This is a genomic window from Streptomyces sclerotialus, from assembly GCF_040907265.1.
GTDB lineage: Bacteria > Actinomycetota > Actinomycetes > Streptomycetales > Streptomycetaceae > Streptomyces > Streptomyces sclerotialus.
Window position 1 is genome coordinate 1,658,097 of the sequence record NZ_JBFOHP010000002.1, and the last position, 23,969, is coordinate 1,682,065.

Annotated in this window: 25 protein-coding genes and 1 pseudogene; 11 read left to right on the forward strand and 15 right to left on the reverse strand. The window is 71.7% G+C overall.

Annotation, left to right across the window (positions count from 1 at the left end; genetic code table 11):
• Positions 1-36 precede the first annotated feature (36 nt).
• From AAC944_RS07375 to AAC944_RS07385, 3 genes are all read right to left on the reverse strand, one after another.
• A complete protein-coding gene (locus AAC944_RS07375; RefSeq protein ID WP_196942846.1) occupies positions 37-990 on the reverse strand; it encodes a phytoene/squalene synthase family protein in 954 nt (317 codons plus the stop codon).
• A gap of 126 nt (positions 991-1,116) precedes the next feature.
• Positions 1,117-2,595 carry an FGGY-family carbohydrate kinase gene (locus AAC944_RS07380; RefSeq protein WP_030610567.1) on the reverse strand — a complete coding sequence of 493 codons (1,479 nt, stop codon included), beginning with the start codon at positions 2,593-2,595 and terminating at the stop codon, positions 1,117-1,119.
• 50 nt (positions 2,596-2,645) lie between these two features.
• Complete coding sequence (locus AAC944_RS07385) at positions 2,646-4,214, reverse strand: MFS transporter (RefSeq protein WP_368396985.1); 1,569 nt, start codon at positions 4,212-4,214, stop codon at positions 2,646-2,648.
• 472 nt (positions 4,215-4,686) lie between these two features.
• On the opposite strand from AAC944_RS07385, the gene AAC944_RS07390 reads away from it, so the two are divergent.
• The gene (locus AAC944_RS07390) at positions 4,687-5,442 is read left to right on the forward strand and encodes a GntR family transcriptional regulator (RefSeq protein ID WP_438272785.1); all 756 of its coding nucleotides are present in this window, start codon (positions 4,687-4,689) and stop codon (positions 5,440-5,442) included.
• A gap of 117 nt (positions 5,443-5,559) precedes the next feature.
• Positions 5,560-6,744, forward strand: a complete 1,185-nt coding sequence (locus AAC944_RS07395; protein ID WP_030610563.1) for an adenosine deaminase — start codon at positions 5,560-5,562, stop codon at positions 6,742-6,744.
• A 92-nt stretch (positions 6,745-6,836) separates the two neighbouring features.
• Here AAC944_RS07395 and AAC944_RS07400 read toward each other — a convergent pair whose 3' ends face one another.
• Complete coding sequence (locus AAC944_RS07400; RefSeq protein WP_037771612.1) at positions 6,837-7,709, reverse strand: D-alanyl-D-alanine carboxypeptidase family protein; 873 nt, start codon at positions 7,707-7,709, stop codon at positions 6,837-6,839.
• Positions 7,710-7,971: 262 nt separating this feature from the next.
• On the opposite strand from AAC944_RS07400, the gene AAC944_RS07405 reads away from it, so the two are divergent.
• A complete protein-coding gene (locus AAC944_RS07405; protein ID WP_368396987.1) occupies positions 7,972-8,187 on the forward strand; it encodes a hypothetical protein in 216 nt (71 codons plus the stop codon).
• Positions 8,188-8,236: 49 nt separating this feature from the next.
• Here AAC944_RS07405 and AAC944_RS07410 read toward each other — a convergent pair whose 3' ends face one another.
• Positions 8,237-9,157: an SDR family oxidoreductase gene (locus AAC944_RS07410; protein ID WP_368396988.1), complete on the reverse strand. Its 921-nt coding sequence runs from the start codon at positions 9,155-9,157 to the stop codon at positions 8,237-8,239.
• A gap of 42 nt (positions 9,158-9,199) precedes the next feature.
• Here AAC944_RS07410 and AAC944_RS36580 point away from each other — a divergent pair, with 42 nt between their 5' ends.
• From AAC944_RS36580 to AAC944_RS07435, 6 genes and pseudogenes are all read left to right on the forward strand, one after another.
• A complete protein-coding gene (locus AAC944_RS36580; RefSeq protein ID WP_490368261.1) occupies positions 9,200-9,697 on the forward strand; it encodes a hypothetical protein in 498 nt (165 codons plus the stop codon).
• A pseudogene (locus AAC944_RS07415) lies at positions 9,582-9,878 on the forward strand (glycoside hydrolase domain-containing protein); the annotation flags it as partial. The gene AAC944_RS36580 and the pseudogene AAC944_RS07415, both read left to right, overlap by 116 nt.
• Positions 9,879-9,955: 77 nt before the next feature.
• On the forward strand, positions 9,956-10,456 hold the full coding sequence (locus tag AAC944_RS07420; protein WP_490368262.1) for a glycoside hydrolase domain-containing protein: 501 nt from the start codon (positions 9,956-9,958) through the stop codon (positions 10,454-10,456).
• 152 nt (positions 10,457-10,608) lie between these two features.
• The gene (locus AAC944_RS07425; protein WP_030610555.1) at positions 10,609-10,929 is read left to right on the forward strand and encodes a hypothetical protein; all 321 of its coding nucleotides are present in this window, start codon (positions 10,609-10,611) and stop codon (positions 10,927-10,929) included.
• Between the two features lie 11 nt (positions 10,930-10,940).
• Complete coding sequence (locus AAC944_RS07430; RefSeq protein ID WP_368396991.1) at positions 10,941-11,258, forward strand: hypothetical protein; 318 nt, start codon at positions 10,941-10,943, stop codon at positions 11,256-11,258.
• 27 nt (positions 11,259-11,285) lie between these two features.
• Entirely contained in the window at positions 11,286-11,621 is a 336-nt protein-coding gene (locus AAC944_RS07435; RefSeq protein WP_368396992.1) for a hypothetical protein, read from the forward strand.
• 126 nt (positions 11,622-11,747) lie between these two features.
• Here AAC944_RS07435 and AAC944_RS07440 read toward each other — a convergent pair whose 3' ends face one another.
• Positions 11,748-13,136: a C39 family peptidase gene (locus tag AAC944_RS07440; RefSeq protein ID WP_030610553.1), complete on the reverse strand. Its 1,389-nt coding sequence runs from the start codon at positions 13,134-13,136 to the stop codon at positions 11,748-11,750.
• A 144-nt stretch (positions 13,137-13,280) separates the two neighbouring features.
• Between AAC944_RS07440 and AAC944_RS07445 the strand changes: the two genes are divergently transcribed.
• On the forward strand, positions 13,281-14,015 hold the full coding sequence (locus tag AAC944_RS07445) for a uridine kinase family protein (RefSeq protein WP_037771610.1): 735 nt from the start codon (positions 13,281-13,283) through the stop codon (positions 14,013-14,015).
• Positions 14,016-14,481: 466 nt separating this feature from the next.
• Positions 14,482-16,365: an AAA family ATPase gene (locus AAC944_RS07450; protein ID WP_030610547.1), complete on the forward strand. Its 1,884-nt coding sequence runs from the start codon at positions 14,482-14,484 to the stop codon at positions 16,363-16,365.
• 51 nt (positions 16,366-16,416) lie between these two features.
• Here AAC944_RS07450 and AAC944_RS07455 read toward each other — a convergent pair whose 3' ends face one another.
• The 9 genes from AAC944_RS07455 to AAC944_RS07495 all read right to left on the reverse strand — a co-directional run bounded on the left by AAC944_RS07455 (position 16,417) and on the right by AAC944_RS07495 (position 23,969).
• Positions 16,417-17,538, reverse strand: coding sequence for a hemolysin family protein (locus AAC944_RS07455; protein WP_030610545.1), 1,122 nt, complete (start codon positions 17,536-17,538; stop codon positions 16,417-16,419).
• On the reverse strand, positions 17,535-18,890 hold the full coding sequence (locus tag AAC944_RS07460; RefSeq protein WP_030610543.1) for a hemolysin family protein: 1,356 nt from the start codon (positions 18,888-18,890) through the stop codon (positions 17,535-17,537). The genes AAC944_RS07455 and AAC944_RS07460 overlap by 4 nt, the downstream gene beginning before the upstream one ends.
• 259 nt (positions 18,891-19,149) lie before the next feature.
• Positions 19,150-19,599, reverse strand: a complete 450-nt coding sequence (locus AAC944_RS07465) for a PH domain-containing protein (RefSeq protein WP_030610540.1) — start codon at positions 19,597-19,599, stop codon at positions 19,150-19,152.
• Positions 19,600-19,681: 82 nt separating this feature from the next.
• Complete coding sequence (gene hisG, locus AAC944_RS07470; protein ID WP_030610537.1) at positions 19,682-20,530, reverse strand: ATP phosphoribosyltransferase; 849 nt, start codon at positions 20,528-20,530, stop codon at positions 19,682-19,684.
• A gap of 53 nt (positions 20,531-20,583) precedes the next feature.
• The gene (locus tag AAC944_RS07475) at positions 20,584-20,856 is read right to left on the reverse strand and encodes a phosphoribosyl-ATP diphosphatase (RefSeq protein ID WP_030251465.1); all 273 of its coding nucleotides are present in this window, start codon (positions 20,854-20,856) and stop codon (positions 20,584-20,586) included.
• Between the two features lie 34 nt (positions 20,857-20,890).
• The gene (gene ribH, locus AAC944_RS07480) at positions 20,891-21,376 is read right to left on the reverse strand and encodes a 6,7-dimethyl-8-ribityllumazine synthase (RefSeq protein ID WP_030610534.1); all 486 of its coding nucleotides are present in this window, start codon (positions 21,374-21,376) and stop codon (positions 20,891-20,893) included.
• Positions 21,377-21,421: 45 nt separating this feature from the next.
• Entirely contained in the window at positions 21,422-22,714 is a 1,293-nt protein-coding gene (locus AAC944_RS07485) for a bifunctional 3,4-dihydroxy-2-butanone-4-phosphate synthase/GTP cyclohydrolase II (RefSeq protein ID WP_030610531.1), read from the reverse strand.
• A complete protein-coding gene (locus AAC944_RS07490; protein WP_030610528.1) occupies positions 22,711-23,364 on the reverse strand; it encodes a nicotinamide mononucleotide transporter family protein in 654 nt (217 codons plus the stop codon). Before AAC944_RS07490 ends, AAC944_RS07485 begins: the two co-directional genes overlap by 4 nt.
• Entirely contained in the window at positions 23,361-23,969 is a 609-nt protein-coding gene (locus tag AAC944_RS07495) for a riboflavin synthase (RefSeq protein WP_030610526.1), read from the reverse strand. Before AAC944_RS07495 ends, AAC944_RS07490 begins: the two co-directional genes overlap by 4 nt.

Here is a 23,969-nt window from a genome sequence, read left to right on the forward strand (position 1 = left end):
TCCTCGCCCGCGGGTACCCAGGACCGGCCGGCTCGATCAGGCCGCGGCCCGCTCCTCCGCTGAACCGTCCGCCGCGCCGCCCGCCGGCCCGTACTGCGGCGCCGGCCGCCGGTCACCGTAGGGCCGTCGCGCCCTGGCCAGCAGGCGCAGGCAGGCCACCGGGCTGTCCCGGACCGGCCGCCGGGTGACGGCACCGCCCATGGCCACCACCCGTTCCAGCCGCTGGTGGTGCAGGTCCAGGACGAACCGCATCAGCGGCCCGTACTCGGCGGGGAGTTCGTTCAGCAGCCGGGTCGCCTCGCGGAGCGTGCCGTGCGCCTTGCCGGCGGCGTCGGTGAGCAGTGCCCGGACGCCGGGGACGTCCCGGCCCGCTTCGAGGTCGGCGCGGAGGACGCCGTGCCGCTCCAGGGCGTCGAGGGGCAGGTAGAGGCGCCCGTCCCGCAGGTCCTCCGCCAGGTCGGTCAGGATGTCGGTGCGCTGGCCCGCGTCGGCGACCAGCCGGCAGCTCCGCGCGAATTCCGGGCTGCCGCCGCCCGGCTGCGCCAGCCCTGTCGTGATCATGAGGAAGGGCCAGGTGAGCTGGTCCACGTACCCCTGGAAGTCGGCCTCGGTGGCGAACCCGGAGAAGTCCAGGTCGATCCGCGCTCCGTCCAGGTAGGACTCGATCCAGTGCCGGGGCAGCGCACGCTCGGCCGACGTGCGCAGGAAGGCGCGCAGCAGCGGATGCCTGGTGGCGCCGGAGTCCAGCGCCGCCCGGATCTGCCCGGCCCACGCGTCGAAGCGCCGGGTCCGCTCGGGCACCGTGCCCCGGTCGCAGAGGTCGTCGGTGAAGGACGCGAACGCGTACCCGGCCAGTGCGTGCGGCTGGAAGTGCGCGGGCGTCAGCAGCCGGACGGCGGCGTAGCCGGCCGGCTCCCTGCGCTGCATGAACTGCGCGACCTTCGTGTAGTCGGCGCGTGCCTCACCGCCCCGCACCCCAGCCGCGTCCATACAACGTCGCCACCCTCGCACGCAAACCCTCCGGCACCAGAACATCATGAGTAACAGACAAGACGCCGAGACTACCGGTGGCCGCACGCGGCCCCGCACCGGTGCCGAGAGAACGGACCACGGTGGTCAGCGGGTCTGGTATGTGCTGAGGGTGTGGACGATGTCTGCCGTCGCCGGGTAGAGGTCGCGGTAGAGGCCGTAGAGCTCCGTGTAGCGCGCGGCGGCGTCGGGCCTGGGGGTGATGGTCTCGCGTACCGGGTTCCAGGCGTCGGCCGTGGCGTCGCCGAGGAGCTGGGCGGCCAGCAGCGCGCCGCCGTAGCTCGCTCCGATGGAGGTGGTGCGTACCTCCTGCGCCCTGCCGGTGACGTCGGAGACGATCTGCGTCCAGAGCCGGCCCTGGGTGCCGCCGCCCACGGCCACGACCCGCCGGATGTCGCCGCCGACCGCCTCGATGGCCTCGATGTTGTGCCGTACGCCGTAGGCGGTGGCCTCCAGGGCCGCACGGTAGAGGTCGCCGCGGGTGTGCGAGAGGGTGAGGCCCGCGATGACGCCGCGCGCCCGCGGGTCCATGACCGGGGTGCGTTCGCCCGCGAAGAACGGCAGCATCAGCAGGCCGTTGGCGCCGGTACCGGACGCCTCGGCCGCCCGCAGCAGCTCGGCGTAGTCCGGTCCGCCGGTCAGCTCGCGCAGCCACGCGGTGACGGCGCCCGACGTGGCCATGCCGCCGGCGAGGTTGCGGGTGCCGGGCAGGGCGCCGACGGTGCTCCACAGGGCGGGCGCGGTCAGCAGACCGGGCACGGTGTGGACGAGAAACATCGTCGTGCCGTACATCAGCATCAGGTCGCCGGCGGTGTGCGCGCCGACGCTCAGCGCCTCGGCCCACGCGTCGACCGTGCCGGTGACGACCGGGATGCCGGCCGGCAGTCCGGTCAGCCGCGCGGCCTCCGCGGTGACGCTGCCGGCGGCCTCACCGGACCAGCGCAGCGGCGGGAGTTCCAGGTCCGGGCAGATCAGGCCGGCCCAGGGGGTGTACCAGGTGCGGGCGACGGTGTCGTAGAGCGGGGTGGTCTGGCTCGCGGAGTGGTGGTCCAGGACGTAGCCGCCGGTGAGGTTGCGGACCAGCCAGGAGCTGGGCATGTAGAGGCGGCGGGCGCGGGCGAACACGTCCGGCTCCTCGTCCGCGACCCAGGCGATCTTCGCACCGGCCGCCTGGCTGCTGAGGCCTGAACCGCAGCGTGCCCTGATGGCCTCGGGGCCGAGACGGTCTTCGAGGCGGGTGATCTGCTCGGTGGCGCGGGTGTCGACGCCGTAGAGGATCGCCGGCCGCAGCGGTACGTCGTCGGCGTCGGTGAGCAGGACGCACGGGCCCATGCCGCTGACGCCGACGGCATCGACCTCGACGGCGCCGTCCTCGGTCAGCTCACGGGCGAGCGAGACGAACTCCGCCCACCAGACGGTGGCGTCCATCTCGACGTGGCCGGGCGCCGGCCGGTCGACGACGTGCTCGCGTACCGCCGAGCGGAGCAGTGTGCCGTCCGGCCCGACCAGGACGCCCTTGCTGCTGGAGGTGCCGACGTCGACACCGATCACCGCGTTGAGTGCCATGGGCACACGTTCGCAGACACCGCCCGGCGGCGCCCCGGCCGGGGACGGTCTCAGACGTGGACGGCGGGCGCGCCCTCCGTGCGACCGGCCCCTTCCCCGTCCTCCGCCGGCACGCGCTTGATGGCGAGGGCGGCCCCCATGGCGAGGACGAGCGCGCCGAGCGCGGCCACGAACGCACCGGTGTAGAGGGCTGAGCCGCTCGCGCCGCCGGTACCGGCCGCGGTGATCAGCCCGGAGGCGAGTGCGGTGCCGAGGGAGGCGCCGATGCCGAAGCAGGCGCCGGTCAGGCCGGTGAGGGCGCCCTGCTGGTCCTTGGGTGCGGAGACGACGGCGAGCCCGTTGAGCGCCGTGATGCTGATGCCGTTGTACGTGAGGCCCAGCACGGTGAGCGCGGCGAAGAGCGCCCAGGGCTCGGTCCGGAACGGCACGGCGACGGCGAAGGCGAGCAGCGAGCCGGCCGAGCCGGCGAGGGCGACGCGGCGCCAGCCGACGCGGGGTCCGAAGTAGCCCGCGAGCGGGGCGCCGAGCACGCCGATCGCCGCGGCGGGGGTCGCGTACAGCAGTGCCGAGCGGGTCGCGGAGAGGCCGTAACCGGCGTGCGGGTCCTGGGTGAAGAGCGGGATCGTCAGGGCGAGCGCCCCGAACGCGCCCGCGAGGGTGAGGGTCACGGTCAGCAGCAGCGGCCAGGCCCGGCGCGAGGCGAGCAGGCGGATGTCGATCACGGGGGTGGTGCGGGCGGCCGGGCGGGAACCGGAGCCGGTGCCGGTGCCGGTGGCCGGGCGGGAGCCGGTACCGCCGGTGGCCGGGCCGGACGCTTCGTGGGGGTCCGGGGTGCCGGTGCCGCCCGAGCGGGCCCGCTGGACGAGGACGAAGGCCGTCAGCGCAGCCAGGCCGCCGAGTACGCAGCCGAGCGTGGCCGCCGAGGTCCAGCCCCAGCCGGCACCCTGCGCCAGACCGATGAGCACTCCGGACAGGCCCAGGGCCAGGAGCGTCGCGCCCAGCCAGTCCATGGCGCCCGCGGCCTTCGGCGCCACGGCCGGTACGTACCGGGCCACGGCCGCGGTGCCCACGACCGACAGCAGCAGGCCGCCGAGGAAGATGGCGCGGAAGCCGACCGTGTCGGCGAGCCGGCCGCCCACGATCGCGTCGATTCCCGCGAAACCGCCGTTGACGGCGCTGATGATGCCGGCGGCGCGGCCGAAGGCGGCGGGCGGGAGCAGGTCGTTGAGGGTGAGGAAGGCGAGCGAGAACATCGCGGCCGACACGCCCTGGAGGATGCGTCCGGCGAGGTAGACGGTGATGTCGGGGGCGAGGGCGCAGGCGAGGTTGCCGAGGATCAGCAGCGCGCCGCACAGCAGCATGACGGGCTTGCGGCCGCGGTAGTCGCTCAGCCGCGCCATGGTGACCTGCCCGACGGCGGCGAGCAGGAAGAACAGCGTCTGCGACAGGCCGACGAGGCTGCTGCTGGTGTCCAGGCGGCGGGCGACGTCGGGCAGCGCCGGGCTGAGCATCGTCGCGTTGATCTGGTACCCGAGTACGGCCAGCACCAGCGAGGGCAGCAGGAATCGTGGGGTGGCGGGCGGCGCGGTACGAGTGCGCTCAGGGCTCTTGATGGGCATGACGGCTCCTGGGCTGAGGGAGGGACGGCCTGAGAGGGGGGACGGCCTGAGAGGGAGGCGGCCTGAGAGGGAGGACGGCGTGCGGACGCGTCGGACCGGCGCGGCCGGATCACGGCTCGCTGCTCGGGGGCCCGTCACGCACGGGTGCGCGGCGGCGACGCTCTCGGCGTCACATGGCGTCGTCGACGCTCGTTCGGCGTCACTTGTCAGACAGGAACGCGTCGTAGGCTCTGGTCTACCCGCGTAGCCTCAGGGGTGTCAAGAGTTCACTCGCAGATCACCGCAGGCTCCCGTGCGGACCACCACCGGCTCCCGTGCAGATCACCACTGACTCCCGTGCGGATCACCGCACCCCCTGCGCGCCACGAGCGGCCGCTCCCCGCGGTGCGAAACTGGTGGCCGCGCGCTGCCGCGAGCGCGCGGCAGGCCCCCTTCGCAGGGTGACGTCGGACCGCGGCCCAGGGAGATGAACATGGCCGGCAGACAGCCCGCACCGCCTCAACGGCGGCCGGTCGTCGTGCTGTACGAGCGGATGATCGAGGCCATCCGGGACGGCACCTACCCGCCGGGCTCCACCCTGCCGACCGAACCGCGGCTCGCCGCCGAGCTGGGCGTGAGCCGGCCGGCGCTGCGCGAGGCGCTGATCCTGCTCCAGGAGGACGGCGCGATCACCGTACGGCGCGGGGTGGGCCGTACGGTCAGCCCGCACCTCCCGCCGCGCGGCTTCGAGTACCTCAAGCCGGTGGAGCAGCTGCTCAGCGAGGGCCGGCAGGTACGGGCCTCGGCCCTGGCCCGCGCGTACGAGGAGCCGACCGACTTCTCCACCCAGCACCTGCTGCTGCCGGGCACCAGCCGGGTGCGCTTCTGGGAGAGCCTGATCGAGGTCGGCGGGCTGCCGGCCTGTCTGACCCAGGAGTGGGCGGCCCGGGACGAGACGCTGGCCGAGCTGCTGCCGGACGCCGCGGCCGCGTTCGACGGGCCCGCCTCGGCGACGTCGTCCATGCTGCGACTGCTCCTGGAGGCGGGGCGTGAACTGCCGCTGACGGGCAGCAGCACCATCGTGGCGACCACGCTCGGCCGTCAGCGCGGCGAACAGCTCGGCCGCCCCGCGGACTCCCCCGCCGTCCTGGTCACCCAGGTCGTACGGCTGGACCGCACACCGCTGCTCGCGGCCAAGCACATGCTCCCGCCGGGCGCACCGGCCCTCCCGGTGTGGCAGGCACGCTGACAGCGACTCCCCGCGGCTTCCCGGGTGCGGGCGGGGCCGATCGTCCATGAGAGCGGTCACCCCCGCTCATGAGACGCGGTCGCCCGCACTCAGGAAGCCGTGTCATACTCCGGCCCCATGACGCTGTCTGACAAGTACACCCCGCCCACCGGCGCGCTTCCCCACGCGCCGAACGCTCCCGCCCTGCCCGAGGACCTGGTCCGCCAGGCGCCCAAGGTGCTGCTCCACGACCACCTCGACGGCGGCCTGCGCCCGGCGACCGTCGTGGAACTGGCCGAGGAGGCCGGCTACGGCGCGCTGCCCACCACCGACCCCGCCGCGCTGGGCGAGTGGTTCCGCGACGCCGCCGACTCCGGCTCGCTGGAGCGCTACCTGGAGACGTTCGCGCACACCTGCGCCGTGATGCAGACCGCCCCCGCGCTCTTCCGCATCGCCGCCGAGTGCGCCGAGGACCTGGCCGCCGACGGCGTGGTCTACGCCGAGGTGCGCTTCGCCCCCGAGCAGCACCTCGCCGCCGGCCTCACCCTCGACGAGGTCGTCGACGCGGTCAACGCCGGCTTCCGCGAGGGCGAGCGCCGGGCCGCGGCCGCCGGCCGCCGGATTCGCGTCGGTACGCTGCTGTGCGCCATGCGGCACGCCGACCGCGCGCTGGAGATCGCGCAGCTCGCCGTCGCCCACCGCGACCGCGGCGTGGCCGGCTTCGACATCGCGGGCGGCGAGATCGGCAACCCGGCGAGCCGCCACGCCGAAGCCTTCGACCACCTCCGCAGCGAGGGCGCCCGGGTGACCGTGCACGCCGGTGAGGCCGTGGGCATGGAGTCCATCCGGGAGGCGGTGCTGCGCTGCGGCGCCCACCGCATCGGCCACGGCGTCCGCATCACCGACGACATCGAGATCGCCGCCGACGGCTCGGTACGCCTCGGCCGCCTCGCCTCCTACGTACGCGACATGCGGATCGCCCTGGAGGTCTGCCCCACCTCCAACCTCCAGACCGGCGCCGCGTCGAGCTACCCGGGCCACCCCATCGACCTGCTGCGCAGGCTCGGCTTCCGGGTCTGCCTCAACACCGACAACCGCCTGGTCAGCGGCACCACGATGACGCAGGAGTTCCAGCACCTGGCCACCGCGTTCGGCTACGGCCCGGCGGAGCTGGAGGAGTTCACCGTCAACGCGGCCAAGGCCGCCTTCCTCCCCTTCGACGAGCGCACCGCCCTCGTCGACGAGGTCATCCGCCCCGGCTACGCCCGGCTGCGCTCCCGCTCCCTGGGCCACGTACCGGTACGCGGCGCGGCCGCGGCCTGACGCGGAACGGGGCCTGACGCGGAACGGGGCCGGGCCGGCCGGAAGATCACCCTTCCGGCCGGCCCGGCCCCGCGTACGCCACACGAGCCGGGCTACTTCTTGAACCCGTAGTCCATCAGCTTCTTCGCGTCCGCGGTGCGGTTGGCCACCGAGGAGGACGCGAGGACGGTGCCGATGACCGTCTTGCCGCTGCGGGTGGCGGCGAAGACCAGGCAGTACTTGGCCTCCGGGCCCGAACCGGTCTTGACGCCGATGGTGCCGGAGTAGCTGCCGAGCAGGTTGTTGGTGTTCGACCACGACATGTAGCGGTACCCGCCGTTCTTCGTCGTGACCTTCTGCTTGGTGGACTTCGTCTTCACGACCGTACGGAACGTGGAGTACTTCATCGCACTGCTGGCCAGCTTCGTCAGGTCACGCGGCGTCGAGTAGTTCGCGCCGCGCCCGATGCCGTCGAACGAGTCGAAGTGGGTGTTCTTCAGCCCGAGGCTCTTGGCCGTGGTGTTCATCTTGCCGATGAAGGACTTCACCCGCGCGGACCGGGTGGACCCGGTGCCGAACTTGTCGGCGAGCGCGTACGCGGCGTCGCATCCGGAGGGAAGCATCAGCCCGTACAGCAGCTGGCGGACCGTGACCTTGTCACCGACGATCAGCCGGGCCGACGAGGCCCAGTTGTTGTCGACGATGTAGTCGCTGTACGCCTTCTGGATCGTGACCTTGGAGTCCAGGTTCAGGTTCTTCTGCGCGAGCACCACCCGGGCGGTCATGATCTTGGTGGTGGACCCGGTGGACAGCCGGGTGTCGGCGGCCTTGGTGAAGAGACTCTTCCCCGTGCCGTTGTTCATCACGAACCCGCCCTTGGCGGTGATCGTGGGCGCCTTGGGCGTGGCGGCCTGCGCCGGGGCCGCGAACGCCCCGGCGGTCAGGACCGCACCCGCGGTCACCAGGACCGCGGACGCACGACGCATGCCATTGATGCCGTTTTTCAAATCGAGTACCTCATTACCCCTGCCGTGCGGTCACATGAGAGTGCCGCTCACCCTTGAGACGCACGAACCGCACCGATGGATGCACTCCCCGCAGCCCCTCACCCCTCGCACACCAGTCGGTCAACCGTGGTACCGCGGCCGTGGCTGATTGCGAGCGACGTGCCGTACAAGGCAGGCTTGCGCCATGTCCTACGTGCGGCTTGAAGCCTGGATCGGGGGTGCATGGCTGGAGGTGAACTGCGTGAGCGTCACCGTCATGGACTCTGCGCTCACCTTGTCATTCGAACGCCAGCGAACCGAATCCGGCTACCAGGAGCTCATCTGGGAGCCCCTGGAGAGGTTCCTCAAGGAGTACCGCGACGAACCGCTCGTCGTCGTGCCCCGCGGTCAGGACCTCCCCGCCATGTACGGCCCCGGCGCCGCCGGCCCCTTCCGCCTCGCCAAGATCTCCGACTGACCGCGGAAAGCACGCGGGGCCGCGCGGACGCGCCGGTGCCGCCGGCCGGTCAGCGGGTGTCCGTCAGGCCTCCGGTCACCGCGATCACCTCACCGACGGTGAAGCTGGAGTCGGCGTCGGAGGCCAGGTACACATAGGCGGGCGCCACCTCTTCGGGCTGGGCGACCCGCCCCATGGGGGCCGAGCTGCCCAGGTTGGTGAGGTAGTCGTCCGGCCAGCGCTGCCCGGCGAGGTTGAGCACCGTCCAGGTCGGACCGGGCGAGACGACGTTGGCACGTACCCCGCGCTGGGCCAGGTGCGGGGCGATGGACTTGGTGAACGTGACCATGGCCGACTTGGAAGCGGCGTAGTCCATCATGATCTCGCTGCCCTTCAGGCCCTCCTCGGAGGCGGTGGCGATGATGGCGTCACCGTGCGAGAGGTGCGGCAGCGCGGCCATGATCAGGTGGAAGTGCGCGTACACGTTGGTCTTGAAGACCCGGTCGAAGTCCTCCGCGGTCAGGTCCTCCAGCTCGTTCTGGCTGTTGAGGTAGGCCGCGTTGCTCACCAGGATGTTCAGCCGGCCGAACTCCCGTACGGTGCGGTCGACGGCCTCGGCGCAGAAGTCGGCGTCGCACAGGTCACCGGAGAGCAGGAGACAGCGTCGGCCCTCGTCCTCGACGGCCTCGCGGGTCTCCTCGGCATCCGGCTGCTCCTCCGGCAGGTAGACGATCGCGACGTCCGCGCCCTCCCGCGCGTAGAGGACGGCGACCGACCTGCCGATGCCCGAGTCACCACCGGTGATCAGGGCCACGCGCCCGGCCAGGCGGTCGGACGCCCGGTACTTGGGGGCCAGGTAGCGGGGCCGGGTCTCCATGTCCGCCTCGAGCCCCGGGCGCTGCTGGCGCTGGAACCGGTAGGGCGGGCGGATCTCGGCCTCCTCCTGCGGCATCCGGTCGTTCCGGCTGGTGCGGCCGCTGTCCGTGGGCACTGGTGTCGCCTCCTGGCACTGGACGGGATATCCGACGATGAAATGCGGTTGGTCCGCATTGTCCACCGCGTGCCCGCCCATAACCCGCAGAAACGGAACGCTTCCCGCACCCGCCCTACGACCGAGCACGGCAGACCCCCCGAAGCCCCGCGCAGCACACCCCTCCACCACCCGCCCCCACCTGCGCCTTCACGCCACTCCACCGGCTCCCTCCCGCACCGCACGCCCGCCACGCACCCGCCGGGAGGCTCGGCCGAACCAGTGAAGCCCGTCATCCCCTGCGACGGCCACCACTCCCGCGATGTCACCAAGCCGATGCTGTTCGTGATCCCATACGAACTGGGCATGGCCGACGGCACCGCGAACGGTGTATTCGGTCCCGGCTCGGACCAGTCCCGTAAGGACGGCGTGCGACGGTGTCACGATGATCACTCCACCGCGCGCCCAAGCGCTGAAGAACGCGGGCTACAAGTACATCGGCCGGTACCTCTACAGCCCGTCGAGTACGAGCCTGCCGGAAAAGCGGATTCAGCCAGGTGAGCTCGCCACCATCAAGGAGTACGGGCTGCGCCGCTTCCCGATCTTCCAGACACGGAGTCGGTCGGCGCACTTCAGCTACCACCAGGGGACCAACGACGCGTTCAGGGCAATCGAGTGGGCTCGGTACCACGGTTCCAAGGCCGGCACGATCATCTATTTCGCGGTTGACCACGACGCGACGGACGGCGAGGTCACGAGTTACATCGTTCCGCACCTCCGCGGGGTGATGCGCACGACAGGGGAGAACTCGGCTACGGCGTGGGCGTATACGGTCCGCGCGACGTGTGTCGGCGGGTCGCGGAGGCCGGGTACGCCACGGCAAGCTTTGTATCGGACATGTCCAGTGGTTTCTCCGGAAACCTCGGCTGTCCGATGCCGACGAACTGGGCCTTCGACCAGATCGCCACTGTCACCGTCGGCCCGGGTGACGGCGCGATCGGAATCGACAACAACATCGCCTCGGGCCGGGACACCGGTCAGGGCGACTTCGATGCCGACTCCTGCACGGAAGGCCTGGACGTCGACCTGGACAAGACCTCGTACCGCGACGCGATGCTGAAGGACGTCCAGAACTATCTGACGTCGATCGGTGTCCCGGAAACCGGTGGCGACGGCTGGACCGACAGCGACTGGGCCACGCCGGGCGGTATCTCCACCACCAAGGCGTACGACCTCGTGTTGAGCACCGACTGGTTGTTCACGTCGCCGGCACGGCAACTCGAACTGCGCACTCAATGGAACACCGTTGAACAGCGCTGAGCAGCGCTGAGCAGCGGACGGTGTGGGACGACCTCCAGGACACGACCTACACCATCCGGTCGGTCGCCTACCTGACCATTTGCCACGCCCAAGAACTACGACCGGCTGTCACGCGCCAAATGATTCCGATCACGAGCGTGGACACTGGACGCATGTGGAAGCAATGGTCGGCGGCCATGGGCGTGCACCTGGTGCTAGGAATTCCTGGTGTCGTACCGGTATGGCTGCTGTGGTATCTCGCCGTGAATTGGCCACTTGCGGCGATGGGCCGGACCACGCAGGAACCAACGGAGAACGACGGCGTGCTGCCGTGGCTGATGGTCGCCGTACCGGTACTGGCGCTGTTCGCCCTGGTGTGGTGGCTCGCCGACCGCTCCGTGCGGCGCAGCACAGCGCTGCCCGCCCGCCTGTACCGGCCGGTGAGTGTGCTGGTGACCCTTGTGCCGTCGTTCGTGCTCATGGCTGTCCTCTGAGGAAGGATGGTGTGCAGAACGAAATGACGAAGCGGGCCGTGGTGAAGGGGACCGCCGTGATCGGTGCGGCGACCGCCGCGGGCTCCTTCATGCCGGGTACCGCCTCGGCTGCTTCGAAGGCCACGACCAAGAAGCTCCCGACGTCGGCGAACGGGTGGCCGATCGAGCGGGAAGCGCGCCACGTCTCGACGGTGTGGTCGCGCCCCGTAGCCGGCAGGGGGCTCGATGTCGAGGTGCGCATCGGGGATGTGGAGGCAATCCTCGTGCACGTGATCCGCCGCTTCCACTACGAAGTCCAGAAGGTACCGCGGGTCGACCTGGCCAGGTGACGCGCAGATCGGCGAGTCCGTGCGGGCTTGCCGGAGTCGAACCTCGCTTCCGGTACTGCGGTGCAGACCAGGCCGGGCGCGAGCGCGAAAAGAGGCTTCTTCCCCGCGCAGGAGGTGGTGCTGCGGGACATCCTCGCCGACTGTGAGGGTGTCGTTCGTTGGGGTGGTGACGACACGAAGGTGAACGTATCGCTGTTCTACATCGACTGCGGTCCGCACGATGAGCGGGTCGGAAAGCTCGCCGACAAGCTCCGTGCCCAGGAAGCGACACCTGGCGAAGGAGCCGGCGTGAACGTCGATGTCCGGGCCCCGTCCCGCCGAAACCGCGCGGACCGCTTGGCCCGCGCGCAACGTTCCGCCTGACTCACCACGAACCGAGCCGCCTTGGCCCCTGTGTGCGGCGGCCGGCTCGCCGCACACAGAGCGATAGTGAACGGCTCGGGCACCGGTCGATCAAGATCACGGTCGACCGCTGCGGTCCCTCACCGGCTACGCGCAGATCCCCAGCTCCTGCAGCGCCCGCTTCTGCGGCCCCGTGGGACAGGCCGGGAAGTAGAGGTAGCAGACGCCGCCGGTGCCGGACTTCACCGCGCCGCTCGCGTCCTTGCGCTTGGTGCGGAGCCAGATGTTCTCCCACTGGCGGCGGTTGTAGACGCGGCGGACGGCGGCGTTGGTGGGGGAGTTCGGGTCGTTGGCGATGATGTCGCCGGACCGGGTGAAGCCGATGACCGTCATCAGGTGGCCTGCCGTGCCGTAGCCCGCGCCGTCCAGTTCCGAGGCGATGAAGGACTGGGAGGTGATGACGGGGATGCCGACGTGGATGAGCTTCTCGACGTCGGTGAGGGAGTGCAGGCGGGTCACGACGCCCTGGAGGTCGTGGTACGTCGCGGCGTAGGCGGCGTTGAAGGGCCAGTTGCCGCAGCCCTTGTACTGGTAGTCGAAGGTGTAGCGGGCGGCGTGGCAGACCTGGGGGTCCGCGTAGTCGGGGTTGACCCAGGCCAGGTCCTCGGGGGTGGGGCGGCGGCCCCAGTACTCGATGATCATCTGGGAGGAGGTGGGGCTGCACCAGGCCTCTCCCCCGTTGTCGTACTCGGGGTACTGGCCCTTGTGGATCTCCTGGGAGTAGCGCGGGACCGGGAGTTCCCGGCCCCTGGCGATGCCCGGCTTGGAGGCCGGGACGGTGAAGCGGTCGGGGATGTCGGAACCCATGGCTCCCACACGCCACACCGTGGGGGTGAGCTGCGTACCGGGCTTGCGGTAGAGGGTGACGCGGAGTTCGTACGAGACCAGGCGCAGGCCGCTCGCCGGGGAGTCGATGGAGAGGGTGTCGGTGTAGACCGTGCTCTTGTCGTCGGTCTGGTCGTCGACGGACGTACGGCGGATGTCCTGGTCGCCCGCGGCCCAGCGGCCCATGACGTACCACGGGGTACGGGACTTGTCCGAGTACATGCCGCGCAGCTCGACGGCGATCCAGGTGCCGGCGGGGGTGTGGGTGTTCCAGGACGCGATGAGCTCGGTGGCCGGCACCTTGAGCTCGTGCACCGGGGAGGTCCAGGTGGCGTACTCCCAGGTGGAGGTCTTGTTCAGGTGCGGGTCGCGGTAGTCGGTGGTGCCGATCGGGACCGCGATCTGTACGCCGGGGCGCGAGCCGGGCTCGATGCGGGTGCCGTGCCCCGAGCCGGCGAGCCAGTCGGCGACGGTGGTCCAGCCGTGGTAGTCCACGAGCGAACCTGCGTGCGGGTGCGCGGCGGTGCCGGACCCGTGCGGGTCGGGTGTTCCGGAGCGGCCGGCGGCGAGGGCGGGCAGGGGGGTCGCGGCGCCGGCGGCGACGGCGAGGGCGGCGGCCAGGACGGTGCGGCGGGGAGCGTATCTGGTCATGGGCTTCAGGTCCCCCAGTCGGGTGCGGGATGAGCGTCACGGCAGTCGTGGCCTAACTATCACCGCACGGGACGCGTTCGGCCAGCGGTTCGACGCGCGTCGCGCGTCGAATATTGGTGTGGACCAGTGTCGTACGCTGGCCGGATGGAAGCTGCCGCCGATCACGGTCTCGACGTGCTCGCCGCGCGTCTGCGCGCGCTGCCCCCCTCGTGCGGTCCGGTACGGCTGGTGGCCGTGGACGGGCACGCGGGGTCGGGGAAGAGCACGTTCGCGGGGCGGCTGGCGGCGGCGTGCGGGGAAGCCGCGGTGGCGTGCGGGGAAGCGGCGGTGGCCGCGTCGCCACGGGACGGCGACCCCGCCACCCCACAGGACGGCGACCCCGCCACCCCACAGGACGGCGACCCCGCGACCCCACAGAGCGGCGGCCCCGCCACCGCCGCGCCCGTCATCCACCTCGACGACCTGGCGACTCACGAGGAGCTTTTCGCGTGGGACCGACGGCTGCGGGAACAGGTGATCGATCCGTTCTCCGAAGGGCGGAGCGCGCGGTACGGCGTGTACGACTGGGTGCGCCAGCGCTTCGTGCGGGAGTGCGCGCTGGCGCCCGCCCCGGTCGTCCTTCTGGAAGGCGTCGGCGCCGGCCGCAGCGCGCTCCGCCCGTATCTGGCCTGCCTGCTGTGGATGGAGCTGCCCGACGAGGCCGCCTGGACACGGGGGCGGCGGCGGGACGGGCCGGAGCTCGCCGCCTTCTGGGATGGCTGGATTCCGGCCGAGCGCGCGCACTTCGCGGCCGATCCTTCCCGCCCGTACGCGGACCTGCTGGTGTCCCAGGTACGGGAGGGGTACGAGTGGCACACGAGGCCGGTGGACGCGCGTTGACTCCCCCATTCCTTCACGCTCGGTGACGGGCTGCGGCCGACGCGCGGAAGCGGGCCGACAGGCTCCCGCCGAGTGCCTCAACTCGGCTTGACCTGGGGGCCGTAGAGGACTTACGTTCTCAATGTGCGGTTCCGACGGACCGCCCACAGACGCGAAGCCCCCGGTTGTTCCCCCGTGATCGGGGGCTTCGTCCTGTGCTCATTCCCCGATTCCCGCGCTTCGCGCCGCATCCCCCTCACCCTCGGTCACCGGCCCCTTCGCGCCGCCGAGTCCCAGCTTCCCCCCTGCGCCCCTCTTCGGCAGGCGTCCGCAGCGCAGGTACGATGCCAGTTCGTGCCACCCGAGGACACGGGCCGACGGGCGCGCGACGGCGTGCAGATCCCGTCCACAGCACGCTGCTTCGATCACGCTGCTGCCGGGTAGCCACCTGGCGGGCACGGTGCGGGGATCTTTTGTGGGGGACAGGATGGATTGTGGCGCGCAGAGCACGGTGGCCCCTGCCGAACTCGCCTGGCTGCGCGCGGTCGACGCGTACACCATGGGCGCGTACGCGCAGGCCGAGGAGGAGTTCCGCGCCGCGGTGCGGATCGACCCCTCGATGGCGGACGCCTGGCTCGGGCTGCACGCGCTGCGCGCGGACACCACCACGGCACTGCTGCGCATGTACCGGCACCGCGAGCGCTTCGGCGAGCAGCGCGCCCGGCACCGCCGCACCCTCAACTCCTGGTACTGGCTGGGCTGGTGGGTGCAGCCGGTGCTGGAGACCGGCCGTGACCTGCTCCTCGCGCACGCCTCGCACTGGCTGGACGGCCGGCACGTCGCCGAGCTGGACCAGGCGCTGGCCGGCTGTCCGCCGGTCGACACCGATCCGCAGGTACGTTTCCTGCACGCCTGCCGCGCGTACCTGGTCAAGGACTGGGAGCAGCTCGTCCGGCACACCGAGCCGCTGATCGACGACCCGCTGCTGGGCATCGAGTCGGGGCTGTTCGGCGGCATGGCGCGGGTCAGGCTGGAGATGTACGGGCAGGCCGAGCCGCTGCTGTCGGCCGCGCTGATGCGGTGCCGCAGCGAGCAGCCGCAGCGCAAGGAGCTGCGGTACTGGCTGGCGCGGGCGCACGAGGGCACGGGCCGCAGCGCCGCGGCCCTCCCCCTGTATCGCGCCGTTCACCGCGTGGATCCGGCCTTCATGGACACCGCTGCCCGGCTCGCGGCCATCGCCGAGTGCGACGGACTGGAGGAGGGCGGCGACCTGGCCACGGTGCCGGCCGGGCTCGGTCAGGAGAACGGCGCGGATCTGGATCCGCTGGCGCCGCTGGACCCGGTGGACGGCCGGGAGCTGCTGTCGGCGGCCGAGCCGGAGGGCCCGGACGAGGACCTGCTCGGCACGCCGGTCGCCGACGTCCCGGGGCCGGCCCGCTTCAAGGGCGTGCCGGAGCCGCGCGGCGCCGATCAGCTGCCGGCCGGGCCCGCCGACCCCGTCCTGCTGGAGCAGGCGCTCCAGGAGCTGGAGCGGATGGTCGGCCTGGAGCCGGTGAAGCGGCAGGTACGGGCGCTGTCGGCGCAGCTGCGGATGGCGCGGCTGCGGGCCGGGCAGGGGCTGCCCGTCCAGCCGCCCAAGCGGCACTTCGTCTTCTCCGGCCCCTCGGGGACGGGCAAGACGACCGTGGCCCGGATACTCGGGCGGGTCTTCTACGCGCTGGGGCTGCTCGGCGGCGACCATCTCGTGGAGGCCCAACGCGCCGACCTGGTGGGCGAGTTCCTCGGCCAGACGGCGGTGAAGGCGAACGAGCTGATCGACTCGGCGCTGGGCGGCGTGCTCTTCGTCGACGAGGCGTACTCCCTCTCCAACTCCGGTTACACCAAGGGCGACGCGTACGGCGACGAGGCGCTGCAGGTGCTGTTGAAGCGCGCGGAGGACAACCGCGACCGGCTGGTGGTGATCCTCGCCGGGTATCCGGAGGGCATGGACCGGCTGCTGGCCGCGAATCCGGGGCTCTCCTCGCGCTTCACCACCCGGGTGGACTTCCCCAGTTACCGGCCGCTGGAGCTGACGGCCATCGGCGAGGTGCTGGCCGCGGACAACGGCGACCGCTGGGACGAGGAGTCGCTGGACGAGCTGCGCAGCATCGCCGGGCACGTCGTGGACCAGGGCTGGATCGACGAGCTGGGCAACGGCCGCTTCCTGCGCACGCTGTACGAGAAGAGCTGCGCGTACCGGGATCTGCGGCTGTCGACGTGGTCGGGCACGCCGAGCCGGGAAGATCTTTCGACGCTGCGGCTGCCGGATCTGATGCAGGCGTACGGCGAGGTGCTGTCGGGCCGGGGCCCGGCCCCGGACCTGGGCCCCTGACGGAGAACGGGCCCGGCCGTCGTGCCGGGCCCGCGTTCCGTTGCGCGGCTCTCAGCCCGCCATCGCCCGCTCCCCCGGCTGTACGTCCCCGGGCCGCAGGTCGGCGGCGGCGCGCGGCTCGACGATCCGGGCCGGTTCCGCCGTGTCGCGGTGGGCGGGGTCGCGCACCTCGCCGACCAGCTTCTCCAGCACGTCCTCCAGCGCGACCAGGCCGAGCACCCGGTTCGTGCCGTCGGAGACCGCCGCGAGGTGCGAGGCGGCCCGGCGCATCGCCGTCAGCGCGTCGTCCAGCGGCAGCTCGGCGCGCAGCGTGGTCATCGGGTGCCAGATGTGCTGCGGCACCGCGCGGTCCCGCTCCTCCAGGTCCAGTACGTCCTTGACGTGCAGATAGCCCATGTACGCACCGCCGGGCGCGCACACCGGGAAGCGGGAGAAGCCCGTCTTCACGGTCAGCTCCTCGACCTGCCGGGGCGTGACGGCCGGGTCGACGGTGACCAGGGCCACCCGGTCGATCAGTACGTCGGTGACCGGGCGGCGGCCCAGTTCCAGCGCGTCGGAGAGGCGTTCCTGCTCCCCCGGGTCCAGCAGCCCGGCCTGCCCCGCGTCGGCCACGAGGTGGGTGAGCTGCTCGGTGGTGAAGACCGCCTCGACCTCGTCCTTGGGCTCCACGCGGAAGAGCCGCAGGATGCCCCGGGCGCAGGCGCCCAGCAGCGCGGTGACCGGCCGGCACATTCGGGCGAAGACGACCAGGCCCGGGCTGAACCACAGGGCGGTCTTCTCCGGCGCGGCCATCGCGAGGTTCTTCGGCACCATCTCGCCGATGACCAGGTGGAGGAAGACCACGAGGGCGAGGGCGATGGTGTAGCCGAGCGGGTGGATCAGCGCCTCGGGGAGGTGCACGGCGTGGAAGAGCGGCTCCAGCAGCCGGGCGACGGTCGGCTCGGCGACCGCGCCCAGCGTCAGCGAGCAGACGGTGATGCCGAACTGCGCGGCGGCCATCATCTGCGGGAGGTTCTCCAGCCCGTACAGCACCCGCTTCGCGCGCTTGGAGCCCTCCGAGGCGAGCGGTTCGATCTGGCTGCGGCGTACGGAGACCAGCGCGAACTCCGCGCCGACGAAGAAGCCGTTGGCGAGCACGAGGAGGGCGGCGAAGAACAGCTGCAGTGCGCTCATCGGGCACCTGCCGTCTCGCCGGCCTGCACGGCGACGGCGGGCTGCGCCGTCCCGGTCCGTATCAGGCGCACCCGGTCGGCACGGTGGTGCGCGACCAGCCGCACCCGCAGCCGCCAGCCGTCCAGTTCGGCGACGTCCCCCGAGGCGGGGATGCGGCCGAGCATGTGGGCGACCAGTCCGGCCACGGTCTCGTACGGGCCGTCCGGCGCGGTCAGTCCGATCCTGCGGAGGGTGTCGACGCGGCAGCCGCCGTCGGCGTCCCAGGCGGGGTGGCCGTCCTCGGCGGGCGCGAGTACCAGTTCCGGCAGGTCCACGTGGTCGTGCTCGTCGCGGACCTCGCCGACCAGCTCTTCGATGATGTCCTCCAGGGTCACCACGCCGGCCGTGCCGCCGTACTCGTCGACGACCACGGCGATCGGCTGTTCGCTGCGCAGCCGCTCCAGCAGCGGCTGCACCGGCAGGCTCTCCGGCACCAGCAGCGGCGGGACCGTCATCCGGCCGACGGGGGTACGCAGGCGTTCCTCGGCGGGCACGGCGAGCGCGTCCTTGAGGTGGACCATGCCGACGACCTCGTCGATGCGGGTGTGGTAGACGGGGAAGCGGGACAGGCCGGTGGCGCGGGTGAGGTTCAGGACGTCCTCGGCGGTCGCGGAGGACTGCAGCGCGGAGACCCGTACCCGCGGGGTCATCACGTTCTCCGCGGTCAGCTCGCCGAGCGAGAGGGTCCGTACGAACAGGTCGGCGGTGTCCTGCTCGATGGCGCCGGCCTGTGCGGAGTGCCGGGCCAGCGAGACCAGTTCGCCGGGGGTACGGGCCGAGGCCAACTCGTCGGTGGGCTCGACGCCGAGGGACCGTACGAGACGGTTGGCCACGGTGTTGAGCAGCGCGATGACCGGCCGGAAGAAGCGCGAGAAGGCGTTCTGCGGCCCGGCGACGAAGCGGGCGACGGTGAGCGGCTTGGAGACCGCCCAGTTCTTCGGGACCAGCTCGCCGATCACCATCTGGACGGCGGAGGCCAGCAGCATGCCGATGACGACGGCGATGCCGGGCACCGCGCCGGCCGGCAGTCCCGTCCCGGCGAGCGGCCCGCCGAGCAGGTCGGCGAGGGCGGGCTCGGCGAGCATGCCGACCACCAGGGAGGTGATCGTGATGCCCAGCTGGGTGCCGGAGAGCTGGAAGGAGAGCTCGCGCAGCGCGGTGACGACCGTACGGGCGCGGCGGTCACCGGCTTCGGCGGCCCGTTCGGCCGCCGCTTTCTCCACTGTGACGAGGCCGAACTCCGCGGCCACGAAGAAGCCGTTCGCCAGGATCAGCACGAATGCCGCGGCGAGCAGCAGCAGGGGGTCCGTCATGCCGCCGCCTCCGTGGTGCTCGGGACGTCCGCGGTGTGGGGGCGGGGTCCGGGAGGGGCGGCGCAGGTACTACAGGACGATCCGTCCATTGCTGGAAGGAGTCACTCCTCGGGTCGCAGGGTCCCCGCGAGGGGGCGGGGCACGGCGTTGCCCCGGGCTACAGGGTAATCAGGCCGGGCGCGGCAAGGGGAGAGCGGACGGGCGTGCGGTACCCCGCACGCCGCGGTCCGTCCGGATCCGTACGGAGGGCGGCGGCCGCTCAGCCGGCGTGGTCGCCGCTGCCGTGCGTCTCGGCGAGGGCCCGCAGCGTACGGGCGTCCTGGACCGCCTGTTCCTTGGCGATGCCGGGCTGGATGCCCATCGCGGGCAGGCTGGTGCCGTCGGCGAGGTCGAGGTGGACCCAGGCGTCGCCGACCCGCAGATTCACCCGCAGGACCTCGGCCCAGGCCAGCTTCCGCTTGGTCGTGAGGTTGACGACCGTGATGCCGTGCTCGGTGGCGACGACCTTGGGCCGGGCGAGCAGCAGCAGGACGCCCAGCACGAGCAGGCCGGTGAACACGAAGCTGATCCGCTCGCCGCCGCTGAGGGCCGGCAGCAGGAACGCGATGACCGTCAGGGCCACCAGCTGGGCGATGCCCACGACGTACAGGACGGCGCGGGTGCGAGTGGGCCGGAAGGTCACCGGGAGGTCGGGCAGAGGCGCGGACACGTCGTCGTCTTCCGTGGCGGGGTGGCGGCGCGGGCCGTACGCCGGCCGTGCGGCGGTACGTACGGCCCGGCCGTGCGGATGGTCAGAGGCGGCAGGCGTGGATGCCGGTGGTCAGGATCGCGCGGGCACCGAGGGCGTACAGCTCGTCCATGATGCGCTGGGCGTCCTTGGAGGGGACCATCGAGCGGACCGCGACCCAGCCCTCGTGGTGCAGCGGGGAGACGGTCGGGGACTCCAGGCCCGGGGTGAGCGCGACGGCCTTCTCGACGTGCTCGACGCGGATGTCGTAGTCCATCATCACGTACCGGCGGGCCACCAGGACGCCCTGCATGCGGCGGAGGAACTGCTGCACCTTCGGGTCGTCGACGGGCGCGCCCTTGCCGCGGATGACGACGGCCTCGGACTTCAGGATCGGCTCGCCGATGATCTCCAGGCCGGCGTTGCGCAGGGTGGTGCCGGTCTCCACGACGTCGGCGATGATCTCGGCGACGCCGAGCTGGATGGCGGTCTCCACGGCACCGTCCAGGTGCACGACCGACGCGTCCACGCCGTTGTCGGCGAGGTGCTGCGTGACCAGACCGGAGAAGGAGGTCGCGACGGTCATGCCGCCGAACTCGCTGACGTCCTTGGCGGTGCCGGGCGTGGTGGCGTACCGGAAGGTCGAGCCGGCGAAGCCGAGCTGCATGATCTCCTCGGCCTTGGCACCGGAGTCCAGCAGCAGGTCACGGCCGGTGATGCCGATGTCGAGCTTGCCGGAGCCGACGTACACCGCGATGTCGCGGGGGCGGAGGAAGAAGAACTCGACCTCGTTCTCGGCGTCGACCAGGACCAGCTCCCTGCGGTCCTTGCGCTGGCGGTAGCCGGCCTCATGGAGCATCGCCGACGCAGGCTCGGACAGTGAACCCTTGTTCGGGACGGCGATGCGCAGCATGAGAGAGATTTCCTTTGCGGGAGGGAGAAACGGTGAGTGGAGAACTGATGTGATCAGAGGTGGGCGTAGACGTCGTCAAGGCTGATGCCCTTGGCGACCATCATCACCTGAAGGTGGTACAGGAGCTGGGAGATCTCCTCGGCGGCGGCGTCGTGCGACTCGTACTCCGCCGCCATCCACACCTCGGCGGCCTCTTCGACGACCTTCTTGCCGATCGCATGGACGCCGGACTGGACCAGCTCGGCGGTGCGGGAGGTGGCGGGGTCGCCGGTGGCGGCCTTCTGCTGGAGCTCGGCGAAGAGCTCCTCGAACGTCTTCTTGGACATGGTGCTACCCACCCTAGCGGTCGCCCGCCCCGCCCTAGCGCCAGGGTTCGGATACTGAACGGAGCGTGGCGGCGGTGGCGACGGCCGCGGTGACCGCCTCGTGGCCCTTGTCCTCGCTGGAGCCCTCAAGGCCCGCGCGGTCCAGCGCCTGCTGCTCGTCGTCGCAGGTCAGCACACCGAAGCCGATGGGCACGCCGGTGTCGACGGAGACCTGGGTCAGGCCCTGGGTGACGCCCTGGCAGACGTAGTCGAAGTGCGGCGTGCCGCCGCGGATGACCACGCCGAGCGCGACCACGGCGTCGTACCCGCGGTCCGCGAGCACCTTGGCGACCACCGGCAGCTCGAAGCTGCCCGGCACGCGGAGCAGGGTCGGCTCGTCGATGCCCAGCTCGGACAGGGCGCGCAGCGCGCCGTTCACCAGTCCGTCCATGACCTGGGTGTGCCACTGGGCCGCGATCACGGCCACCCGCAGGTCGCCACAGTTCTTCACGGACAGTTCGGGTGCGCCCTTGCCGCTCACGTTGCTCCTCGTGCTGCTTGCTGATGTATCGGGGGTACGGGGGTCTTACTGGCTGTTGCAGGCCGAGGCCCGGTCCGCCGGGTCCAGCCACGGCAGGTCGTGCCCCATCCGGTCCCGCTTGGTGCGCAGGTACCGCAGGTTGTGCTCGCCGGCCTGGACCGGCATCGGCTCCCGGCCGGTGATGTGCAGGCCGTACCCGGCCAGGGCCGCGGTCTTCTCCGGGTTGTTGGTCATCAGGCGCAGCGAGCGCACACCCAGGTCGGTGAGGATCTGGGCACCCGCTGCGTAGTCCCGGGCGTCGGCGGGCAGGCCCAGTTCCAGGTTGGCGTCCAGGGTGTCCCGGCCACGCTCCTGGAGCTCGTAGGCGCGCAGCTTGGACAGCAGCCCGATGCCGCGCCCCTCGTGGCCGCGCAGGTAGATGACCACGCCGCGGCCTGCCTCGCTGATGCGGCGCAGCGACTCCTGGAGCTGCGGGCCGCAGTCGCAGCGCAGCGAGTGGAAGATGTCGCCGGTCAGGCACTCGGAGTGGACCCGGACCAGGACGTCCTCGCCGTCGCCGAGGTCGCCCGCGACCAGCGCGACGTGCTCGACGCCGTCCACGGTGGAGCGGTAGCCGTGCGCGGTGAAGTCGCCGAAGGCGGTGGGCAGCCGCGTCGTGGCCTCGCGGCGGACGGTGGGCTCGGCACTGCGGCGGTAGGCGATCAGGTCCTCGATGGAGATGATCGCGAGACCGTGCTTGCGGGCGAACGGGATCAGCTCGGGCAGCCGCAGCATGGTGCCGTCCTCGCCGGCGATCTCCACGATCGCGGCGGCGGGGCGCAGCCCGGCGAGCCGGGCGAGGTCCACGCCGGCCTCGGTGTGGCCGTTGCGTACCAGGACACCGCCGGGCTTGGCGCGCAGCGGGAAGATGTGGCCCGGCCGTACGAAGTCGCCGGGCGCGGACTCGCCGGAGGCGAGCAGGCGCAGGGTGGTGGCGCGGTCGGCGGCGGAGATGCCGGTGGTGACGCCGTGCTCGCCGGTGGCGTCGACGGAGACGGTGAAGGCCGTCTGCATGGACTCGGTGTTGTGCTGGACCATCTGTGGGAGTTCGAGCCGGTCCAGCTCCGGGCCCTCCATGGGCGCGCAGATCAGGCCGCGGCACTCGCTCATCATGAAGGCGACGAGCTCGGGGGTGGCCTTCTCGGCGGCGAGGACGAGGTCGCCCTCGTTCTCGCGGCTCTCGTCGTCGACGACCACGACGGGGCGGCCCGCCGCGATGTCGGCGACGGCGCGCTCGACGGGGTCGAGGGTGAGGTCGGTCGCGTCGGGGCCTTCGTACCAGTTCTGCTGTGCGGTCATGCGGCCGCTCCTTCCAGGACGGGCTGCGGGCTCGTGCGGGAGCGCAGCCACCAGTCGCGCAGGCCCCACAGGACGAGACCGAGGTAGACGACGTAGACCAGGCCGGAGAAGGCCAGGCCGCTGCTGAAGGCCAGCGGGACGCCGACCACGTCGACCAGCAGCCAGGCGAACCAGAACTCCACGAGGCCGCGGGCCTGGGCCACCATCGCGGCGAGCGTGCCGACGAAGATGTAGGCGTCCGGCCAGGGGTTCCAGGACAGCTGGGGGACTTGGGTGAAGAGGAAGCCGACGGCGAGGGTGCCGACGGCGGTGCCCGCGAGGAGCGCGCCGCGCTCGCGCCAGGTGGCGAAGCGGACGGCGATGGTGCCGTCCTGGGCCTGCTGCCGGCCGCGCTGCCACTGCCGCCAGCCCCACAGGGCGACGCCGATGACCAGCAGCTGCTTGCCGACCCCGCCGCTGAGCTGGGCGGAGGCGTAGGCGGCGACGAGGATGACGCCGGAGAGGAACTGTGCGGGCCAGGTCCATATCGAGCGCCGCCAGCCGAGGGCCAGGGCGATCAGGCCGACGGTGTTGCCGATCATGTCGGACCAGATGACGTGCTGGCCGAAGGCGGCGAACGCCTCACCGTTCAGCCAGTTCAGGGCGGTCATCGCGGGTCTCCGGCGGTGTCCTTGCCGAGCAGCCGCTCGACGTACTTGGCGAGGACGTCGACCTCCAGGTTGACCGGGTCGCCGACCTGCTTGATGCCGAGGGTGGTGAGGTCGAGGGTGGTGGGGATGAGGCTGATGGTGAAGTAGTCGTCCCCGGCCTCGACGACCGTGAGGGAGACGCCGTCGACGGTGATGGAGCCCTTCTCGACGACGTAGCGGGCGAGGTCGCCGGGGAGCGAGACCTTCACGATCTCCCAGTGCTCGCCTGGGGTGCGCGCCGCGATGGTGCCCGTGCCGTCGACATGGCCCTGGACGAGGTGGCCGCCGAGCCGTCCGCCGAGCGCCATCGGGCGCTCCAGGTTGACCCGGGAGCCCTTCTCCAGCGCGCCGAGGCTGGACCGCTTGAGCGTCTCGGCCATCACATCGGCGGTGAACTCGCCGTCCTCGGTCTCCACGACGGTCAGGCACACGCCGTTGACGGCGATGGAGTCGCCGTGCTTCGCGCCCTCGGTGACGACGGGGCCGCGCAGGCGGAAGCGGGAAGAGTCGCCGAGGTTCTCGACGGCGACGACCTCACCCAGTTCTTCGACGATTCCGGTGAACAC

What these genes read in the sequence shown, in the direction of transcription:
- AAC944_RS07385 (WP_368396985.1), bottom strand. Translation starts at nt 4,214, where the DNA reads ATGCCCATCAAGAGCCCTGAGCGCACTCGTACCGCGCCGCCCGCCACC.
- AAC944_RS36580 (WP_490368261.1), top strand. Translation starts at nt 9,200, where the DNA reads ATGCGGTTGGTCCGCATTGTCCACCGCGTGCCCGCCCATAACCCGCAG.
- AAC944_RS07445 (WP_037771610.1), top strand. Translation starts at nt 13,281, where the DNA reads ATGGAAGCTGCCGCCGATCACGGTCTCGACGTGCTCGCCGCGCGTCTG.
- AAC944_RS07425 (WP_030610555.1), top strand. Translation starts at nt 10,609, where the DNA reads ATGTGGAAGCAATGGTCGGCGGCCATGGGCGTGCACCTGGTGCTAGGA.
- AAC944_RS07460 (WP_030610543.1), bottom strand. Translation starts at nt 18,890, where the DNA reads ATGACGGACCCCCTGCTGCTGCTCGCCGCGGCATTCGTGCTGATCCTG.
- hisG (WP_030610537.1), bottom strand. Translation starts at nt 20,530, where the DNA reads ATGCTGCGCATCGCCGTCCCGAACAAGGGTTCACTGTCCGAGCCTGCG.
- AAC944_RS07485 (WP_030610531.1), bottom strand. Translation starts at nt 22,714, where the DNA reads ATGACCGCACAGCAGAACTGGTACGAAGGCCCCGACGCGACCGACCTC.
- AAC944_RS07490 (WP_030610528.1), bottom strand. Translation starts at nt 23,364, where the DNA reads ATGACCGCCCTGAACTGGCTGAACGGTGAGGCGTTCGCCGCCTTCGGC.
- AAC944_RS07450 (WP_030610547.1), top strand. Translation starts at nt 14,482, where the DNA reads ATGGATTGTGGCGCGCAGAGCACGGTGGCCCCTGCCGAACTCGCCTGG.
- AAC944_RS07400 (WP_037771612.1), bottom strand. Translation starts at nt 7,709, where the DNA reads ATGCGTCGTGCGTCCGCGGTCCTGGTGACCGCGGGTGCGGTCCTGACC.
- AAC944_RS07395 (WP_030610563.1), top strand. Translation starts at nt 5,560, where the DNA reads ATGACGCTGTCTGACAAGTACACCCCGCCCACCGGCGCGCTTCCCCAC.
- AAC944_RS07375 (WP_196942846.1), bottom strand. Translation starts at nt 990, where the DNA reads ATGGACGCGGCTGGGGTGCGGGGCGGTGAGGCACGCGCCGACTACACG.
- AAC944_RS07440 (WP_030610553.1), bottom strand. Translation starts at nt 13,136, where the DNA reads ATGACCAGATACGCTCCCCGCCGCACCGTCCTGGCCGCCGCCCTCGCC.
- AAC944_RS07455 (WP_030610545.1), bottom strand. Translation starts at nt 17,538, where the DNA reads ATGAGCGCACTGCAGCTGTTCTTCGCCGCCCTCCTCGTGCTCGCCAAC.
- AAC944_RS07475 (WP_030251465.1), bottom strand. Translation starts at nt 20,856, where the DNA reads ATGTCCAAGAAGACGTTCGAGGAGCTCTTCGCCGAGCTCCAGCAGAAG.
- AAC944_RS07380 (WP_030610567.1), bottom strand. Translation starts at nt 2,595, where the DNA reads ATGGCACTCAACGCGGTGATCGGTGTCGACGTCGGCACCTCCAGCAGC.
- AAC944_RS07390 (WP_438272785.1), top strand. Translation starts at nt 4,687, where the DNA reads ATGGCCGGCAGACAGCCCGCACCGCCTCAACGGCGGCCGGTCGTCGTG.